The organism is Hallella faecis, assembly GCF_018789675.1.
In the GTDB taxonomy this organism is placed as follows: domain Bacteria; phylum Bacteroidota; class Bacteroidia; order Bacteroidales; family Bacteroidaceae; genus Prevotella; species Prevotella faecis.
In genome coordinates, this window is the sequence record NZ_JAHKBE010000003.1 from 1 (window position 1) to 19948 (window position 19948).

The 19948-nt window shown below is 56.8% G+C and carries 11 protein-coding genes; 6 read left to right on the forward strand and 5 right to left on the reverse strand.

All coding sequences use genetic code 11. The annotated features are described in order from the left end of the window. The 4 genes from KM934_RS01265 to KM934_RS01280 all read left to right on the forward strand — a co-directional run. On the forward strand, positions 1 to 289 hold a 289-nt coding region (locus KM934_RS01265; protein WP_215758802.1), incomplete at its 5' end, for a tetratricopeptide repeat protein. A gap of 15 nt (positions 290 to 304) precedes the next feature. Beyond that, entirely contained in the window at positions 305 to 430 is a 126-nt protein-coding gene (locus tag KM934_RS13315; protein ID WP_215758803.1) for a tetratricopeptide repeat protein, read from the forward strand. Between the two features lie 218 nt (positions 431 to 648). Next, the gene (locus tag KM934_RS01275) at positions 649 to 930 is read left to right on the forward strand and encodes a hypothetical protein (RefSeq protein ID WP_215758804.1); all 282 of its coding nucleotides are present in this window, start codon (positions 649 to 651) and stop codon (positions 928 to 930) included. Continuing rightward, positions 927 to 2318 carry a tetratricopeptide repeat protein gene (locus tag KM934_RS01280; protein ID WP_215758805.1) on the forward strand — a complete coding sequence of 464 codons (1392 nt, stop codon included), beginning with the start codon at positions 927 to 929 and terminating at the stop codon, positions 2316 to 2318. The genes KM934_RS01275 and KM934_RS01280 overlap by 4 nt, the downstream gene beginning before the upstream one ends. 135 nt (positions 2319 to 2453) lie before the next feature. Here the strand turns inward: KM934_RS01280 and xylA are convergent, their stop codons facing one another. From xylA to KM934_RS01305, 5 genes are all read right to left on the reverse strand, one after another. After that, positions 2454 to 3773 carry a xylose isomerase gene (gene xylA, locus KM934_RS01285; RefSeq protein ID WP_215758878.1) on the reverse strand — a complete coding sequence of 440 codons (1320 nt, stop codon included), beginning with the start codon at positions 3771 to 3773 and terminating at the stop codon, positions 2454 to 2456. A 10-nt stretch (positions 3774 to 3783) separates the two neighbouring features. Further along, the gene (locus tag KM934_RS01290) at positions 3784 to 5289 is read right to left on the reverse strand and encodes a xylulokinase (protein ID WP_215758806.1); all 1506 of its coding nucleotides are present in this window, start codon (positions 5287 to 5289) and stop codon (positions 3784 to 3786) included. A 214-nt stretch (positions 5290 to 5503) separates the two neighbouring features. After that, entirely contained in the window at positions 5504 to 8296 is a 2793-nt protein-coding gene (locus KM934_RS01295) for a M6 family metalloprotease domain-containing protein (RefSeq protein WP_215758807.1), read from the reverse strand. 9 nt (positions 8297 to 8305) lie between these two features. Beyond that, a complete protein-coding gene (locus tag KM934_RS01300) occupies positions 8306 to 9352 on the reverse strand; it encodes an Omp28-related outer membrane protein (RefSeq protein WP_215758808.1) in 1047 nt (348 codons plus the stop codon). Between the two features lie 105 nt (positions 9353 to 9457). Then, positions 9458 to 16138, reverse strand: a complete 6681-nt coding sequence (locus KM934_RS01305) for a carboxypeptidase regulatory-like domain-containing protein (RefSeq protein ID WP_215758809.1) — start codon at positions 16136 to 16138, stop codon at positions 9458 to 9460. 163 nt (positions 16139 to 16301) lie between these two features. Between KM934_RS01305 and KM934_RS01310 the strand changes: the two genes are divergently transcribed. After that, on the forward strand, positions 16302 to 17933 hold the full coding sequence (locus KM934_RS01310; RefSeq protein WP_215758810.1) for a tetratricopeptide repeat protein: 1632 nt from the start codon (positions 16302 to 16304) through the stop codon (positions 17931 to 17933). A gap of 545 nt (positions 17934 to 18478) precedes the next feature. Beyond that, positions 18479 to 19834 carry an alanine/glycine:cation symporter family protein gene (locus KM934_RS01315; protein ID WP_215758811.1) on the forward strand — a complete coding sequence of 452 codons (1356 nt, stop codon included), beginning with the start codon at positions 18479 to 18481 and terminating at the stop codon, positions 19832 to 19834. The last annotated feature ends 114 nt before the right edge of the window (positions 19835 to 19948 follow it).

Genomic DNA, 19948 nt, shown 5'->3' on the forward strand with positions numbered 1-19948 from the left:
GGACAATCCACAGGCCTATGAGCCTGACTTGGCAAGAAGTTACAACAATTTAGCCAATTTGTATAGTGACACCCAACGTTTTGCGGAAAGCGAAGCAATGTTCAAGTTGGCATTGGCGTTACGTGAACGTTTGGCTAAGGACAATCCTCAGGCCTATGAGCCTGACTTAGCAAGAAGTTACAACAATTTAGCCGTTTTGTATAGTGACACCCAGCGTTTTGCGGAAAGCGAACAAATGTACAAGGCGGCGTTAGAAATCCGCAAACGGTTGGCAGAAGCCAATCCGTAGGCATACGAGCCAGTCTTGGCTGATTCATATTGTAACCTGACTATTCTTTATTACGATACTCAACGGTTTAATGAAAGCGAAGATATGTATAACGCAGCATTGGCGATACGCGAACGCTTAGGCATAGAACAACCACGCTGATTCTCCCCCATCGCGTTGGAAAATAAGAATGTCCACGGCACCCAAATGGTACGGTGGACTTTTTGTCGATGGCAAGGCTTAATCCCTTGTACGGAGCGTTTTACCACACACTCCGCATTCGCCATAATAGTGTGTGGGGGTTGCCGTTAATGATTATTAACAGGGTGTCGTGCAGTCATCTGCGGGTTATCCTTATCCTATTAAGGGGAGCCACAATCATGGAAACAGAGGAGATCGCAAAGCGGGCAAAGGCCAACGACGCTGCCGCTCTGGCAACGCTTGTCGAAGCCTATTCGCCCAAGGCGAGGGCGGTATGCTTCGGCATTACGCATGAGGACGAGAAGCTTCGGCTCGTGATGGCGCCTTCCACATTCAACAACAACATCATTCCCCGCTCCACATTCAACATCCAAAATTTCTTTAGTCTGCCTTTTTTTATATACATTTGCAACATAAACCCCACCGCATTATTAACCCACCTTCAAACCACCCTACGATGAGCCTATTCGATTTCTTCAAACGCAAGCAGGCGAAAGCCGACAAGATCACCAAGGTGTACGACAAGCCCCTGCCGGAACCAACCGTCAACCCCAAGGACGACCAACCCTCCGCCGCCCGCTACGACGAAGCGACGAGCGCCTGGGCACGCAAGATGATGGAGCTCGAGGACGAAACCGACCCGGATGTGCTCACCGAACTGGATCCCGATGCCGAGCGCGCCCGCGAGGTAAGGTTTTGGATCGACAATATGGCGCTCTGCGTGAAACACAACTTCGCGCCGGAGCAATATGATGTGGGCGGTATGCTCCATCAGCTCATCGAGGAAGAGGAGTATGAGTTGGCCCGCGAATTGCTCTTCTGCTGCATAGATGAGGTCCGCAATCGGCCTTCCACGCCGTGCATCGACGACATACTGGTCTACTTTGCCTGGATATGCTACAAGGATGGCGATGGCGATGATGAGGACGAAACCGACGACTGCGAGGACGAGGACGACTTGGAGGATGAGGAGAGCCAAGACGACTGCGACGAAACCGACGAGGATGAGGATTGCGACGAAGACGACGAAGACGACGAGTACGAAGATGACGACGAAATTGACGAAGACGATGAGTACGAAGATGACGAAGAAATCGACGAGGACGACGTGACATTCGAAACAGAATACCACAACCTGCGGTCGGCCCACGAGTTGGTGGTGGCCGTAAGCGACCATTTCACGCCCCATTGGCGCGACACGCACCTATGGCTGGCCTGCCTCTACAACGAGTGCTACGTAAACTACGACGATTACGAGATAGCCGATCTTCCGGGCAGTCACTCCCCCAATTGGTATGGCCAGCAGGCGTATCGCTATTTCTCGAAGGCCGCCGAGGAGGGCCAATACTTGGCCATGAACATGAAGGCCCTGTTCCTTGTGATGGGCCACCAGGTGAAACCCAACTACGATAAGGCTTACGATTGGTTCAAACGGAGCGAGGACCATTGCGACGAGTCGCTCCTCTGGTTGGGCCACATGCACTATTATGCGCAATACGGCCGCGAGAACAAGCGATGGGCCATCAGCTATTACATGCGTTACATCAAGCACCGCAAGTGGGAAGGAGAAGGCGCACGCTACATGGGCGCCAACTATGCACAAGCCTCTTGCAACCTCGCCCACCTGTTGCTACACAACAACTCGAACGACGACGAGCATCGTGCCCGCCGCCTACTGGAACGTGTGGCCTACTTCGGCTTCACCCTGGGCGACGCCCTCTACGGCCTCGTGCTCCTTGAAGGGCGTGGCGGCCCCACCGACACCTCCAAGGGCCTCCGGCTCTTGCGCAAAGCCGCCAACGCCGGCGACCCAATGGCTCAGCAAATGCTACGCTTCCACGGCTATTGATGTGCCCCCACGGAGCACCCACAGCAGGTGCGGGCTTATACCAAAAAAGGACCAGGCCTGGGGAGGCTTGGTCCTTTTGGGTTTGGGTTGATTGGCGCTACGATATGCGCGGCGCCATCGTTGCTTTCTTAGGGTTTACTTGGCATAGAGCGCAACGATGGTTTCGTATTTCTCTTGCTTGCCGCTCGTTTGCTTCGGCTCACCGTTCTTCTTGGCGTAATCTACGAGTTGCTCGAGGTTGAGTTTCCCCTCTTCAAATTGCTTGCCCTCTCCTTGGTCGAAGCTGGCGTAGCGCTCCTTAAGCATGGCGGGCAGCTGGCTCTCGGTGAGTATGGCGGCGGCGTTCTCGAGGGCGCGGGCCATGGCGTCCATGCCCGAGATGTGGGCAATGAAGATGTCCTCCGGATCGGTGCTGTTGCGTCTCAACTTAGCGTCGAAGTTGGAACCGCCATTGCCGAGTCCACCGTTGCGTATGATTTGCATCATGGCCTGCGTGAGCTCATAGTTGTCGATGGGGAACTGGTCGGTGTCCCATCCGTTTTGCGCGTCGCCTCTGTTGGCGTCGATCGATCCGAGCACGCCGTTGTCGACAGCCACGGCGAGCTCATGCTCGAAAGTGTGTCCGGCGAGTGTGGCGTGGTTCACCTCGATGTTCACCTTGAAATCCTTGTCGAGGCCGTGTGCACGCAAGAATCCCACTACGGTTTCCACGTCGACGTCATACTGGTGCTTGGTGGGTTCCATAGGCTTAGGCTCAATGAGGAAGGTGCCCTCGAATCCCTTGGCGCGAGCGTAGTCGCGTGCCAAGGTGAGCATCTGTGCGAGATGCTGCTTTTCACGTTTCTGGTCGGTGTTGAGCAGCGACATGTAACCCTCGCGTCCACCCCAGAACACATAGTTGGCACCTCCAAGCTTGATGGTGGCGTCGATGGCGTTCTTGATCTGCACGGCGGCTCTCGCCACCACGTCAAAGTCGGGGTTGGTAGCGGCTCCATTCATGTAGCGCTTGTGGCTAAACACGTTGGCCGTTCCCCAAAGCAACTTGATGTTGGTTGCCTCCATCTTTTGGAGGGCATAATCGGTGATGGCCTTCATGTTGGCCTCATACTCGTCGATATCGTCGGCGGGATCGATGAGGTCCACATCGTGGAAGCAGAAATACTCAATGCCGAGCTTTTGCATGATTTCGAATCCGGCATCCATCTTATCCTTGGCTCTCTGCAGGGCGTTGTCGGCCTTGTCCCACTCGTAGCTTCGTGTGGCGCCACCAAACTGGTCGCCCGATGCCGGTCCGAGAGTGTGCCACCAGGCCATTGCAAACTTGAGCCAGTCTTTCATCTTCTTGCCCATCACCACCTTCTCTGGCTGGTAGTAATGAAAGGCCATTACATTCTTGCTTTCGGGGCCCTCAAATGGGATGACACCTATTTGGGGAAAAAACTCTTTTGCCATAATTGTTTTAAAATTAACTTAGTTTGTTGTTAAGTTTGTTGTCAAGTGCTTCTTTCCATCGCCCGTACGCTTCTTGGTACAGGCTTTCCTTGGTGGCCTCTGGTTCCACCACGTGTAGCTTCTTGAGCGTGGCGAAAGCCTCGTTGCTGTCTTTGTAAATGCCACATCCCATGCCAGCGCCCTTTGCCGCTCCCACGCTTCCGTCGGTTTGGTAGAGATTGATGGTTGCCCCGGTGGTGCTGGCAAGTGTTTGCCTGAAGAGCGGACTGAGGAACATGTTGGCGTTTCCGGCGTTAATCTTCTTGATGTTCATTCCCATGCCTCTCATAATCTCCATGCCATAGCAGAACGAGAACACGATTCCCTCCTGTGCTGCACGTATGATGTGGGAACGATTGTGCTTGTTGAAGTTGATTCCCTGTATGTCGCATCCCGTCTCCTGGTTTTCGAGCACACGCTCCGCTCCGTTGCCAAAGGGAATGATGGTCACGCCATCGCTTCCAATGGGTGCCATGCTGGCCAGTTGGTTCATCTCCGGATACGTCAGGTCGGGTGCCATATTGCGATGAATCCATGAGTTGAGACATCCTGTTCCATTTACACAGAGCAGCACGCCGAGCCTTGTGGTCGACGGTGTGTAGTTGACGTGCGCGAAGGTTCCCACCCTACTCTTCGGGTCGTAGTCGACCTTTCCCAGCACGCCATACACCACGCCCGATGTGCCGGCCGTGGCGGCAATCTCTCCGGGGTTGAGCACATTGAGCGAGAGCGCGTTGTTGGGCTGGTCGCCTGCCCTATAGGCGATGGGGGTTCCCTCGGCCAGCCCAGTCTCGGCGGCGGCCTGTGCCGTCACCCTGCCCTGTATGCCAAAGGTTGGTACCACATGGGGTATGAGGCTTTGGCTTATGCCGAACTCATCGAGCAACGGTTGCGACACCTTTCGCTCCTTGAAATCCCAGAATATGCCCTCCGATAGTCCGCTGATGGTGGTGCATGGCTCTCCGCTCAACCTCATGGCGAGGTAGTCGCCAGGCAGCAGGATCTTGTAGATGCGCTCGAAGCATTGCGGCTCGTTGCTACGCACCCACGCCAACTTGGCCGCGGTAAAATTGCCGGGCGAGTTGAGCAGGTGGCTCAGGCAATAGTCGGCTCCGAGCCTGTCGAACGCTTGCTCTCCATAGCGAATGGCTCGCGAGTCGCACCAGATGATGCTGTCGCGCAACGGGTTGAGGTTGCGGTCTACGCATACCAGTCCGTGCATTTGGTAGGAAATGCCGATGGCCCTTATGTCAGAGCCCTTGCATGCCGTTTGGCCCATAATGGTGGCGAGGGCTCGCTTTGCGTTTTCCCACCACATGTTGGGGTCTTGCTCGGCCCATCCGGACTTTACGGCCTTGATGGGCGCTTCGGTCTCGGGGTAGAAGGCTGATGCGGCGCACTGGCCACTATCGATATCGACGAGCGATGCCTTGACGCTGCTGCTCCCCACGTCGAAGCCCAATAGGTATTGTCGTGTCATGGTTGTTGTATGGTGTTATGTCTGAATGCGACGTTCTTTGCCTGTCTATTCGATTGTTTTAGCGATTGGTTGCTGCAAAGATAAATAGAAAAGAACTTAAAACAAAACAAACGAAAAAGAAAATAGCCCCCGTGCAAAATTTAACCGTAAGCCCCAACGCACAGGCACCATTGGCGCCTATTCGTTGGGGCTGAATAATGAATGATTGGAGGGCTTATTTCACCACAATCTTCTTGCCGCGCACCACATAAATGCCCTTGGGCAGCACGGCGGCCGCGTTCGCTCCAGCTGTGAGCGTGGCCACGCGGCGACCTTGCAGGTCGTAGACGGCCATGGGCTGCGAAGCCGCGTCAACCACATGGATGCCGTTAGGAACGCTCATTGTGTCGACGCTGATGGTATCCGACATGAGCGACAGCCGATCGCCAAGATGCGCCTGCACGCTATAGCCGTAAACCTCATCGGGCGACAGGCCGGCCACCGTGTAGCTCAGCGTGGTTCCGTCGTTGGCCACACGGAAGGCGTCGCTGCCCGTCTCGGTGGTGGCGAAGGTCTGCTTCCACGTAAACTGGTCGAAGAGATACGACAGGTAAACATCGTCGAGCAGCACATAGCCACCCGTCTTGCCCTCAGCGCGTGTTAGCACGATGCGCAGGCTGTCGGCGCCGCCCACATAGACCTGTTCGGTGCGCCATGCCTTCTCGTCGGACGCAAACTGCCACAGGTTGCTCCAAGCGCCATCGGCATACTTGTCGACATTCAGGATGAGGCCATCCGTACTCTCGAAGTGCCAAAAGTGCAGCGAGTCGATGCTGTTGCCCGGTATGGCCACCACGAGGTTGGCGCTATCGGCACGCAACCTGATGGCGGGTGCAGCCTCGCCAAAGGTCTTGTCGTTACGGCCCTGCTTGGCCGTAAGGCTCCATCCCTCAGGCAGGTTGGGCACAGAGGTGGTAAAGTCGTCGAAGCCTGTGCCCATCTTGCCGTGCCCGTCGTGGGTGCGGGTAAACAGCGACACTTCGTAGCCGTCGGCCTCGGGCACCGCCTTCCAATGGGCCGTAAACGAGGTGCCCGTCACGTCGGTGGCGGCAAGCGCCTCGGGCTTCCACTCCTCCATCTGGCGCGGCAGGGTGGTAAACTCCACGCTCGCGGTGTCGGATTTTACCGTGGAGAGCGTGGCCACCACACGGGCCGAATAGGTGGTCTCGGGCTCCAAGCCACGGAAGAGAGTGCTGCCCGGCGCTGCGGCCTTCACCGAGTCGACCTTGGTGCCGCCTTGGTAGACCATCACGTCGTAAGTCTTGGCCAGGGGTGTCTCGCCCCACGCCACGCGGGCCGAGGTGCCCATGAGGCTATCCACCGTCACCTCGGGCGAAGGCAAGCGATAGGCCGAATTGGAGAGGATGAAAGAGGCATGGCCGTCGGCGGCCTCATCCACCCAGTCGAAGCCGAAGGTAGACCGTCCGCTCCAGTCGGTGAAGTTGAAGCTCCTCACGTCGCGGGCGCCGGGGAAGGGATCGGTCGGCAATCCGGTCGACGACATGGTACGGCCCGCCTCCACAATATCCACATGCTGGTGGTTGGCGTCGGCGTTGGGCTGGTTTTTGTCCCACACGCTCTGGTCCTCGTCGATATGCCACACCAGAACGCCATGGCCGGGAAGGTATGTGTCCCACGATTTCTGCTGACGGTTCTCGATGAGGAAATACTCGCCCTTCTCATTGGGCACCGACACGCGGTAGCATTGTCCGTCATCGGTGTAAGGCGAGAGTGTCACAAGGCTGTCGGCCGTGGCCGTGAGCTCCACGGGCGTTTCCCATCCGAGGCTGTAGCGCTCGAAGGCCGAGTAGGTGGGCGGGCAGTTTTGGTCGTCGTTATACGAACCGCTCGCCATCAGGTCCCAGTTGCCCACGTTGTTGGTATAGCCCATGGAGGCTGTCGACCCATTGTTGTAGTGGTCGGCCAATCCCAGCACATGTCCAAACTCATGCACAAAGGTGCCAATGCCCACAGGCACATGCGACTGTCCGTTCACCTCCTGCGACACGGTGTAGCGGTCGATCTTCACGCCGTCCACAAGGAACGAGCGGTCGCGGCCCGTGCCCAGGTCGAGGTTGGAACTGTGGGGCCAGATGGTGCTGGTGTTGCCCGAGTCGGCCTGACCATAGCCCGCATAGATGCAGTAGACATTGTCGGCCGCACCATCCCCGTCGGTGTCGAAGGTGCTGAAGTCCACGTCATACTGACTGTTTACGAGGGGCACGGCCTCCTGTATCATCTTATAGGTCAGGGCCGAGCCGTTCGACCCAGCATAGTCGCTCGCCTTGCCGCTCACCGTTACCGGTCCGTAAACCTTAAACTGCGGGTCATACTGGTTCTTGGAGGCGAAGCGATAGTAATCGTAGGCCGATCCCTTTGCGCCATGCTCCGAGAATCCCTCCTCGTGGAAGAAGCGGTCGTAGTAGTCGACCGGGTCGGTCATCACGTTGTTGTCGGTGAATTTGGTGTCGGCAAACTGCACAAGAATCACCAACACATCATGCTTGCCCATGGTTGGCACATCGTTGATGCGCACCACGCGAGCGGGCGCCTTGGCTTGCAGCGTGGCCTTGCGGGCGTTGGCGACCTCAGCGCGCGTCTGGGTCCACTGGGTGGCAAACGCCTTCATCACCTTCTGCTTGTCGACCGAGGCCAGCAGTTTGCGGGCGTCGGCGGTGCGTAGGCCTTCCTCGGTAGCCGCCATGCCACTCGCCTTCAGTCCGTTGGCATCCTCCACGGCATACTCATAGTTGCGTGTCGAGATGTTGAAGATCAGCGGATAGCCATCGGCCGTGGTTGTCATGTGGCCATACTCGTCGCCCACAAGCTGAATGGTCAGCACAGAGCCGTCGGCCTGCTTCACTTTCATCTTACCTGGATAAGCGGGCACGGCTGAGAGGTTTGCAGGAGCAAGCAGCAGTAGGCCTGACGCAAGTACGCTGAAAACATGTTTTGTAAATTTCCTCATCGTTGTCTATTATTTGATTATTATTTTTCTAACTGAGCCGTTGTTGAACTTCACAATGTTGAGGCCACGGCGCATCGCGCCAAGACGAGCGCCCTGCAGGTCGTACACGGCCTGTATCGTAGCAGAGGAAGCCACCTCCGGTGTGCTGATGCCGTCCACCATATCGTTGCCATCAAGCGCGCACCCCTCGGCGTTATACACCGTGCAGTTGGTGCAGTTGGTTTCATCGTAGTTGGCCACGAAGGCCACGATCTCCATGTTCTCGGGCTTCCAAGAGGCGTCGAGCGTGGTGGTGTAGGTGGCGTAGGGGGGGGCGTCGGTCGAGAGGCTCACGGGGTCGCCAAGCGCTTGCGTGAGGAAGGCGCGGTTGGCCTTCTGGTGCACATAGTTGTCGCCCTCAGGATACTGGTAGGCCACAATGTTGTTTTCGATGATGCATAGCGTGAGCGCGGGGTTGTTGCCAATGGTCTGCCCCTCCACCTGCTTCATGCCCACCTGCACGGTGAGCTGTCGCGTCGTGGCGTCGTAGCTTCTCTTCAGAGCGATGGAGACGGGAGCTGCCTGCGTGCTCTCCCATTGGTAGATGGCCTTCACGAGCGCTGCCTGTGGCACCACAAACACGGGCGTGGGATTGGTGTTGCCGTTCTTCGACACGCCGTAGGCCGACAGGTCCTTGCGGTCGATCATCAGGTCGGGGGCGTAGGTGGTCGACGAGTTGTAGAACCAGTTGAGCTTGGTGGTGCCGGGCGCCGTGAGGGCGTCGGTGCCGTAGCCCGTGTGGTGGGCTATCATCACATAATGGTCCTCGTCCTTCATACCTTCCTCTATGTTGGTTCTACCGGCAGGACAGTTGGAGCATTGCTGACCGGTAAACTCCTCGACGAGCACTTTGCGCCTCACGATCTCGCTGAGCACACGCAAGGGCGCACTCAGCGTGTTGTTGAAGGCATACTCGTCGACCTGCTGCCCATCGCAATAGCCCAGCGAGAGGTCGTCGGCCAAGGCCGGAACCATCGCAAGCAGGGCGAGGAGAAGGGTTGTTAATTTCCTTTTCATAGAGATTAAAATAAGGAGATTGGATCTTTACTGAAAAATGGGACCGTGAACCCCGCACGAAGGCGAGGTTCCGGTTCCATTGCCTATTGAGAATAAACCTTTCGATTACTTAACCACCACTTTCTTCACCTGGTGGAAGCCCGTGGCGGTGGCGCCGAAGAGGTAGATGCCCTGCGGGGCGTAGATTCTCACAACGTTCTTGCCAGCCTCGAGCGATCCGCTGTAGACCTCGGCACCCGCAACAGAGGTTACGGTGAGCGTAGCTGCCACAGGAGCGGTTACCTCGAAGGTGCCGTCTGCAATCTTGCTCACGCTGAAGCCATTGGTCGTGATGTCGTCCACACCCAGCGTACCGTCGCTGTTGAGCGTCTCGGTGAATGCGGCCTCTGAGGTGCCGCTCACGTAGGCGGCCTTCACAGCCCACAGATACTGCTTGCCGGGCTCCACGCTCTTCCAAGCATCGTCGACAAACGATGTGGCGTTGATAGGCGATGCGGTGAGTGCCGTCCAGCGGCTCTCGTCGTTCTCGTCGCCAGCGGCAACACGATACACGAGGTAACCCTTCACGGGATAAGCGTAGGCGAGGCGCAGATGATTGGCGGCAGCCTTGGCGGCCACGGCCTTCTTCATCGGACAGATGCCACCTGCGATGGCTGCCTCTCCACCGATCTTCTCGGCGGGAGCAATAGCGGGAGCAACGGCCGTCGAAGCCGACTCAGCCTTCTCGAGATAGGTGTGAACGAGAATGTTGTAGTTGAATCCGCTCACAGCGCTTGCCAGGCTGGTCCACCCCTGGCCAAAGTTGGCCCAGTCGGTCTTTCCTGTTACGACCGGACCGGCGTCGATGCCGAAGGGCGATCCAGAACCGTAGAAGGTGTATCCGATGAGCAGCGTCTCATCGCCGCTCACATGGTAAGGCGTGTTGAGAGCAACCTCGTTCCAAGCCGGTTTCTTTGCGTTTTCAACCTCTTGCGAGTAAACCTCCTCGAAGTTGTCGCCATTGGTCTTGCGCCAGATGTTCACCGTCCAGTGTGCACCATCGAGCACGGGGTTGTTGCTCGGATCGGTGGTAAAGAAGGCAATCTTGGTGATGTCGAGACCCTTCATGCCCTTCTCGACCTGGTCGGCGGGCGTGTAGAGCTGACCCACAGATCCTGTGCCGGTAGAGGTACCAAAGCCACCATAAGGTTCGTTGGTATCCCAGTAGGCCCATCCCTCCTTGGGCACATAAGAGCCCGGAGCAAGCCAGTTGATGTTAACCGAAGCATTGTCGGCGGCAGTCTGAACAGTCAGTCCCACAGGAGCGGGCTTCACTTCAGCAAGCTGGAAGGTGAGGGTATCGAAAGTGCTGACAATGTCGCTCACAACCTTCAGGGTGTCGTAGCCTTCCTTGACCACAGTGATCTCGTATCCATTGCCCTTCACCACTTCGGGAACTACAGCCATGCCGTCGCTGCCCACAACAGCCTTGTAGTTGAGCGAGCCAGCGTGGAGACGCACCACGGCGCCTGCAGCCGAGAGGTTGTTGTTGGTCTGAACCTTGGCGGTGAGCAGTGCCAGTGCGCCCTTGTTCATCACCTTGCCGAAGGTGGCAGCCGACTCCGTGTTGTCGAAGAACACGCTCTTCACGGCGTAGCGGTAGTCGGTGTTGTCGGCGAGGTCGTTCCAAGTGGCGTCTGTATAGTAGGTCGACGCGATCGGCGCGGCGTTCACCTTCGTCCAAGCGGCTACGTTGGCAGCGTCGTCGGCCTTCATGCGATAGAGGTTGTAGGCCACATCGCCCAGCTTAGCCTTTGCAGAATCGGGCGTGTCGGTGATGTGTGCGCGAATCATCCAGTTGCCAACGGTTTGCACAAAATACCAACCGTATCTGGTATTCATCTGATCCCAACCATACATGTAGCAACCACCCTCTGCAGGATAGCCATTATCGTCGACAGCCATGGGGTATTCGTCCGTCTTCGAAGTTACGGCATAGCCCACATAGTAGGTCTTTGACGGATCGATCTTGATCGGCTTTTCGAGTGTGAGGCCTGTCCATGTTCCCACCTCGTCCTCCGACACGGTGTAATCCTTACGGAACACCTGAACCGTGTGGTCGGCGTCGGGGCCTTCCCAGAGGAGCGGCGAATAGGTTGTGGCAGCATTGGCGTAAAACTCGATGCGGTCGATGTAGAAGTCGTTGTAAGCATAGGCTTCCATCTTGCTGGGCGCGATCATCTGTCCGCAGATGTACTCGGTGCCCGCATTGAGGCCATAAGCGTTGCCAATCGTGTCGTTGGACGCCGTGAGGTAAGCCGTGGCAGCGGCTGTGGGGGCCTCCCAGTTGAGTCGAGCCTCACTGATGTAATCGGTAGCGTTAAGCGTCTCAGGAGCCTTCGAATGGAAGGCGAGAGTCACGGTGTCGGCAGCATTCTTGGCAGACACGCTGATCTCCTTCGTGTAGTAGTCGTAGAGCGGCTTCAGCACAGAGAGCTTGTAGTTGGCGAAACGCACATTGCTGAACGTAGCCTTTCCACCTGCCACCTTGGCGCTGAGCACCTTGTTGCTGTCAGAGAGGCGCACAGTAGCCCCTTCGGCGTCGCCCATGTCGGCATTGACCGTGACGGTGAGTGTGCCATAACGGCCCTTGTCTACACCATCGGTGAATGTGGCATCGCTAAGCACGCCATCGCCCCAAGTGTTTGGATTGCCATAGAACGAGCGCACGGCATAGCGATAAGGCTTGTTCTCGAGCGAATCCCAAGCTGCATCGGTGTAGCTAAGAGTAGTCACAGGCTCACTGTTGAGCAGTGTCCAGTTCCATGTCTGCGATTCCTGCCCCGGCTCAAGGCGATAAACATTGTATCCCTTGATCTTGTTGATGGCCTCAGCCTTGGCGGGAGCCAGCGGGCGAACGGCTGCAGAGAGCATCTTAACACCATAGTGTGTGGCCAGTGCTGCAGGAGCCTCCGTGAGCAGACGTGCAGGCACTGAGTCGAGAGGGATGACATTGTAAGCGCTTGCCACCTTGGCCTCACTCTGTGGGGCAGTGGCCCAAGCCACCTCGCGAGCGTTGTTGTCGTTACCCAGCACGGCCTTGATGGCCCAGTTGTAGTTCATCGAAGATAGCTGTTCGCGCGCCGTCGACCACTTGTTCATGGTGAGGTCGAAGAGGCAGTCGCCACCGTCGGCGACAGGACCGGCATCGAATCCGACAGGATAAGCGCCTACGTTTGACTCCACGGTGTAACCCACGACGAGGCTCTTCTCCGTATCAACCTTGATGGGTTGAGAGAGATCGACGGTAACCCATGCGCCATACTTCTCTGGCGTAAACTTCTGAGCGTACACACGCTCCTCGTTGCCCTCCTCACCTTGCCAGATGGCCAGTTCGAAGGTAGACGAAGCCATAGGCACAAGCTTGACGGCCTTGATGTAATAGAGACTGTCTACTCCAAGAGTCTTCAGTTCGGCAGAGGTGTATCTGTGGCCGATGTACATATTGTAAGCACCGCCAAACTGCCCCACCACCTTGTCAGAAGTCTTGGTGAGCGTAATGTTCTCGATCGGCTTCTGCCATGTAACGACGGCCTTGTTGCCCTCATCGACGGCTTCGGCGCTATAAGGCGCAGCCGTGGTCGGGGTCAGGTTAATGTCGAATGTGGCAGTGCTGTCGTCGGCGCTATCAAAGATGACGGGATAGCCGCCATAATAGTCGTACACCTCATAGCCAGGAGCCGTCACCTTGATGGTGTAGTTCTTCTGGGCATACACACCGCTGAGAGAGTAGCCGCCCTCGGCATCGGTGGTAGTGGTGAGATCGTTGTCGCCCGAGATGGCAATGGTTGCACCTGGCACCGGTGTGGCATTGTCGGTGGCACTGGTTACCTTACCCGACAAACGCACCACGGCACACTTCTTCATCGTGATGTTGAGCGTAGTGGTGTCGCCTTCTGCAATCGTGGCATAATCGCTGAAATCGCTGTAGGCCTTGGCCGTGGCTGAAATCTGCGTGTCATAGGTCTGAGCCGGGAAATACTTGATGAAGTACTTACCCTCGGCATCGGTCGTGGTCTTGATGTTTTTGAATCCACTGTACTCGCCGCCCGACACCGTAGCACCCTTCACGGGATTGCCTTCCGCATCGGTGACGGTACCTGTGAGCGAACCGCAATTAGACGGGTTGAAGAAGAATGTGGCGTTGGGCACGTAACTGAAGTAGCTGCCCACTTCATTATTGAGAGCATTCAAATCGGGTGCAGGAGCCATAGAAAGACTAACATAGGTACGAGAGGCACCCCATCCATATTCGGAGACGTAAGCGCCCATGCCGCCACCTTCCTGCGAGAAGAGCGTCCCGTCCTCAGGACCCACCACAAGCACAGCCAGGTTGCCACCAGTGTAGCAGAACGGCTCGCTGAAAGGAATGGTGAGGTCGTAAACGCCGGTCTTCAGGTCGATGTTGCCATCAAACACTTTGGTCATCGATGTAGGCTGAATCCAACCCGTGTTGAGATCGGGCTGGTCGGTGTTGGCCACAAAAATTTTGAACGGAACGTTGAGGAAGTCGCGCTCCATACCCATACGCACCTTGAACGACAGTGAGTCGATGTTTCCGGCCATGCCTTGGAAATCTTCGGCCTTGTAAACACTTTCGCTGACGATGCGCCCATAGTACTTGAAAGGCACATTTTCTGACACATCAGATGAGGTGCCGATGGTCACGGCGCGCAGCCCCTCACCCTGCACATTGAGGTAAACGGGCACTGTCTCATCGTCGTTGGCACACTCGTCGCCACTCATGAGCACCTTACCGCGAACGGCAAAGGTACCTTCCACATCGGGCACGGTCCATGCAATGTTGGCGGTATCGGTAGCGCCGGCAGCAAGCGGGCGTCGCACGGTCGACGAGCCCAGCACGTTGTTGTCGTTGTCGAGCAACTGCACGGTGAACGACTTGGCGCTCGTGGTGCCACGGTTGGTATACACCACGCCGGTGCTAATCTTATCGCCAGCGGAGGGTGTGTTGTTGAGATTGCGCACACTTGTGGCCTCGAGGTTGTTGTCGAGCAACTCCTCGATGCGGAAGTCGTCGAAGTAAACATAGTTCGACTCCGTGTCGTGGAGCCACCAAGCGAGATAGTAACGTCCCGACTTGCTCACCTCGAAGGTTTCTTCGATCTGGGCATACGAGCCATCCGAAGAAACTCCGCTGTAGCTGAGGATCGTGTTGGTCTGGGCAGCCTGAGCAGCCTCAGTGCCATAGGTGATGTCGAGCGAGAATGTGGAATAAGGAGTGTTCCTAACTACGCACGACACCTTATATTTCTTTCCAGCAACAAGTTCTACAGGAGGAGCATAAAGCGTCTCATCCTTGGTTTTGCCAACATTCTGCCCAACGAAGTGCCAACCAATGGCCGACGGACTGTCATAGCCATTAGAATGGTCGACAGCAAGTGTGCTGCCATCTGCATTGTTGTCCACTATCTGCCAAGCGGCATAGGTCGTACTGTCTTCCCAATTTTGCACAACGGGCAATGAGGCAACATTTCCAGCCAGGAAACTGCTTGAAACGGCGGTGCCACCGAGGCCAGCGTTGGTGCGCGTGGTCACCTCGTAGTAGTAGTTGCCGTAGTTGTCGAGGTCGTCGTCTTCAAATTCGTTTGTCGTGAGATTGTTTGCCAGCACCTTGTTGCCCGGTTGGCGAACCACACGATAGGAAATGCCTGAGGCATCAAACCAACCGCCCTTCATGCCGAAATGCGGCGTGTCCCAGTCGAGGGTTACAATCTCGGCGTCGGCGTCGTAGTCGACCGAGAGGTTCTCGGGTGCGCCTGCCTTGTCGACACCAATATAAGTATTCAGCGTGGCGGCGTCGCCGTCGCCCGTAGAGTTGCCCACGAGCACGCTATAGGTATGCTTGCCCGGTGTGGGATTGGGATCGGTCCACTCCATCTGAGCACCCGGCAGCACATTGTCGGTGATGACAACGGAGTCTTTTCCGTCCTTGAAGATCTTCGCATAGTTGAGGAAGTCGAGCTGTTCGTCCTTCTTGCTTCGTGTCGGGTTTTTCCATTTGAGCGACATGGAAGTGGCTCCATTCTCACCCGGCACCTGCGTAAGTGCCATGGGAGCGGTAGGCAGCGCATTGTTGCTCACGGCTTCCACCTTTACATTGTCGATCGCGGCCGAATAGCGCAAAGCCGTACCATTTTCGCGATACGGCGTGTTGTCGCAGAAGGCGAGGTAATAGGTGCCATCGGCGTGTATCTCCACATCGGCACGGAAATTGTCGGTGGTAGAGGCGTCCTTCACGATGTCGAGCACCTTGATGCGGCCCGCCACAGTGTCGGTGGGCGACGTGAGCAGGTAGACGTGGTGAACAGGCGCAAACCAACTCTGGAACCAGAACGACACGCGGTAGGTCATGCCTTCCTTGAGGCTCAACGCCGGAGAGATGAGCCACGTGTTGAGGCCCACGCCATGGTTTTGATACACCGTTGCACTGCCCTTATAATCGGGGCCGCCCCACTCGTAGCGCTGCCAAACATCCTGATCGTTGGCAGAGAGCCACGTCTGGTTGTTGATCTGCGACCAATCTTTCCACGACACCGTGTCGTTGAAATTCTCATTGTAGGGGATGCTCTTCGCTTCCGCCTTCAATGGAGCGGACTTTGCTATCGGCTGGTGTGGAGATGCCAATAGCCGCTTTTGCACTTCCAACCCATCCTGGGCCGAGAGCGAAAGCGGCAAGGCTCCCAAAAGCGTGAATAGCAAAGCCAAGAAATACATTCTCCTTCTCATACGCTTAATGATTAATAATTGTTGTTACGACTTGTGAGAATCACGCTGCAAAGATAAAGTGAAACCTAATCGAAATCTGTCTTTTTTGTCACCGCATTATCTATATTTTCAAGAAAATAGAGAAAAAAATGGCTATATTGGAGAAAAATAGTAACTTTGTAGCATGTTTATGTATCAAATTTACACCTTCCACCATACAAGGGCCACCCGATTGCAGGGGCTCATCTGCTGCATATTGCCATTACTCATGCTTCTGCTTTCCCTCGGAGCAAGGGCCATAGAGAGAGAACCGGACAACGGCTTGAAGCTGAAAGCGAAGGCCGACCAATACTTCCAAAACGAGCAGTTTTCGGAGGCGCTGTCGCTCTACACGCAGGCTTTGGAGGCCGCGCAGGCCGACGAGGACCGGCAAACGCAGCTCAGGTGTCTCGGCAACATTGGCAACGTGTATGCCTACATGAGCGACTACGACCGCGCGGAGCACTATTTTAAAAAGGTGTATAAGATGGCGCGGGAGGACCGCAACACCGACATAGAGCTCAAACTGGCCATCAACCTCACGCAGGTGTGCTGCCTGAAGGGCGATCCGCAGGAGGCACGCCAATGGTACAAGGTGCAGATGGAACTGCCATACCCCAACACCCCGCTCAACCACTACTATGCCTTGGCCAACAAGAGCTTCATCGCAAAGACCGAGGGCAGCTATGGCCCGGCCCTGTTCTATCAGCAGCAGGCATTGAAACTGGTGGAGACCGGAGACCTGGGACCGCGCTACGAGGCGCTTGCCCACCAGGAAATGGGCGACATCCTCTTTAGGCAGAAGCAATATGCCCGCGCCATCAGCGAATATAAGCGCAGCTACGACATCGCCCACAAGGACCGCGACCTCCAGGGCGAGATATCGGTCTGCCAGGATATCTTTGTGGCCTACCGGCAGATAGGCGACTCAGCCACGGCCGACATATATAAGAAGCGGTATCTGGAGCTCAACGACTCGGTGTTTGGCCATCAGCGCATGAACGCGGCGCTCAACGGGCTCTTCGACTATGAGAACCGACAAACCACCGCCATCATCGGCGGCCTGACGCGCTGCAACTCTTGGCTCACGGTGGTGGTGGGCCTGTTTGTGGCCTTTGGAACGATCATCGTGGTGCTCTACCTCAAGTTGCGCCGCCGCACGCACCACCTGCTCGAATCGCAAAGACTACTGGTCGACAAGAACGAGGAGTTGATGCGCCAGAACGACAACGTGCAGCAGTTGCGCAAGCAATATCTGAAGGCCGTGGAGCAAGAGGTGGCGATCGCCGCGCCCAGCGCTCCCATGGAGGCCGACGCCACGGCCACGGAGCGCCCCACGGAACGTCACGACGCCATAGGCCACGACGCCGGGACAGCCCCGGCGCCCAGCGCCGTCGGCCTGAGCGAGGAGCAGGCCACACGGTTGCTGGAGAAGGTTAACAGCGTGCTGGAGGACGTGAGCGTGATAAGCCGTGAGGACTTTAGCCTCGCCATGCTGGCGAAGATGGTCGACTCCAACACCAAGTATGTGTCGATGGTGATCAACGACACCTACGGCAAGAACTTCAAGACCTACCTCAACGAGTTTCGCATACGCGAGGCGTGCCGCCGCCTGAGCGACACGGCCCACTATGGCAACATGACCATCCAGGCCATCTACGAGCAGCTGGGCTACAAGACGGCCTCGAGCTTCGTTGCGGCTTTCCGCAAGATTATCGGCACAACGCCCTCGCAATATCAGAAGTGGGCCAAGGAGGGCAAGCAGGCCGAAGGCTGAGCGGCAATGTGGCGTGTGGAACGACATTTGCCGTTCAACATTCTCAACATTCCTCCCCCCAATCTACACTGTTTTTGTAGCCGAGCCATGACTCGCCTCGAAATACGCCATTCTCGCGCATTTTTGTAACCGCCTAACATTCAGATACTTATCGCAAGAAGGCTCCATCCAGCATTTCACACTCCACATTCCCCACTGCGAAAGGCCATCTTTCGCACCTCGATACATGGCCTTTCGCACCTCGACGACTTACCTTTCGAGGCTCGAAAGCTAAGCTATCGTGGGTCGAAAGATGCCCAACGCCACGGTCGGCTCTCCATTTTCGGCGTTTCACCCCTTCCATTCCGCTTTTTCGCTCGCTATTTCGCCCCAAAAAGCGACACATGTTTTTCACCAAATATTTTGATAAACTTTTTTCCACTTATTGCGGTTGTTTAACTTTATTTTGCTACCTTTGCGGCAGTTTTACAAGCATTTTGCCACACACCCCATGGCATAACCATCATTCTGAAAGCCGCAAGGCCACAACAACACACACATCGCCCATGGAAAATGCAACCACATTCTTCGCCACGCTGAGCGCGTGGCTCTGGGGCTGGCCCATGATCATCCTGCTCCTCGGCACCCATGTTTTTCTCACCATCCGCCTGCGGTTTCCACAACGCAAGTTGCTCACCGCCATCCGCCTGTCGGTTCAGCGCGACTCGTCGCAGCAGGGCGACGTGTCGCAGTTTGGCGCATTGGCCACGGCGCTTGCCGCCACCATCGGCACGGGCAACATTATCGGTGTGGCTACGGCGGTGGCGCTGGGCGGTCCGGGCGCGGTGTTCTGGTGCTGGCTGACGGGCGTGTTTGGCATCTCCACGAAATACGCTGAGGCGCTGCTCGCCATAAAATACCGTGTGAGGTCGGAGGGCGGACGCATGCAGGGCGGCCCCATGTATGCCTTGGAGCGCGGCTTGGGCTGGCGCAAGATGGGCGTGCTGTTTGCGGTGTTCACCGCCTTGGCCGCCTTCGGCATAGGATGCACGGTGCAGGCCAACGCCATATCGACCATTATGCACGCCTCGTATGGGATCGGCACGGAGGTGTGTGGCGTGGTGTTGACGCTGCTCACGGCGGCGGTGATCATCGGTGGTGTGAGCAGCATCTCGAAGGTGTGTAGCATGCTGGTGCCGCTCATGGCGCTGCTCTATGTGCTGGGGTGCGTCTACATATTGCAGGCCAACGCCAGCTATGTGGTTCCGGCGCTGCGCCTCATTGTGCGGTCGGCCTTCTCGCCCGAAGCCGCGGGCGGTGGCTTTGCGGGCGGCTCGGTGATCATGGTGGCCCGCTACGGCATAGCGCGCGGCCTGTTTAGCAACGAGTCGGGACTGGGCTCGGCGCCCATCGTGGCGGCGGCGGCGCGCACGAAGAACCCCGTGAGGCAGGCACTGGTGTCGTCGACCGGCACCTTCTGGGACACAGTGGTGATCTGCGCCCTCACGGGTCTGGTCATTGTGAGCAGCATCATGGCCTATCCCGAAATCGACTATCAGAACGGGGCGGAGCTAACGAAGGTGGCGTTTGCCAAGATTCCCGTGGTGGGCCCATTCATCCTCAGCTTCGGCCTCCTCACGTTTGCCTTCAGCACCATTCTCGGATGGAGCTATTATGGCGAGCGGGCCATGGAGTATCTGAAGGGCAAGCGCTGGACGCTGGCCTACCGCCTGCTCTACATCGTGGCGGTGTTTGTGGGCAGCGTGGCGAACCTTGCGATCGTGTGGAACATAGCCGACTGCATGAACGCCCTCATGGCCATTCCCAACCTGCTGTCGCTCATCTGCCTCAATGGCGTGGTGGTGCATGAAACGCGCAAGTATCTGTGGCGCGACCGCCTCGACCGCGAGATGGCGGAATGAGCGAGGACTGACGGCCACCGCCGAAGGCGAGAAAGAAACGAAGGAAAGGATAGCCGCCAACCTCCTGTCGCTTGGCGTGCCTATCGAAACAATCGTGCAAGCGTCTGGATTGTC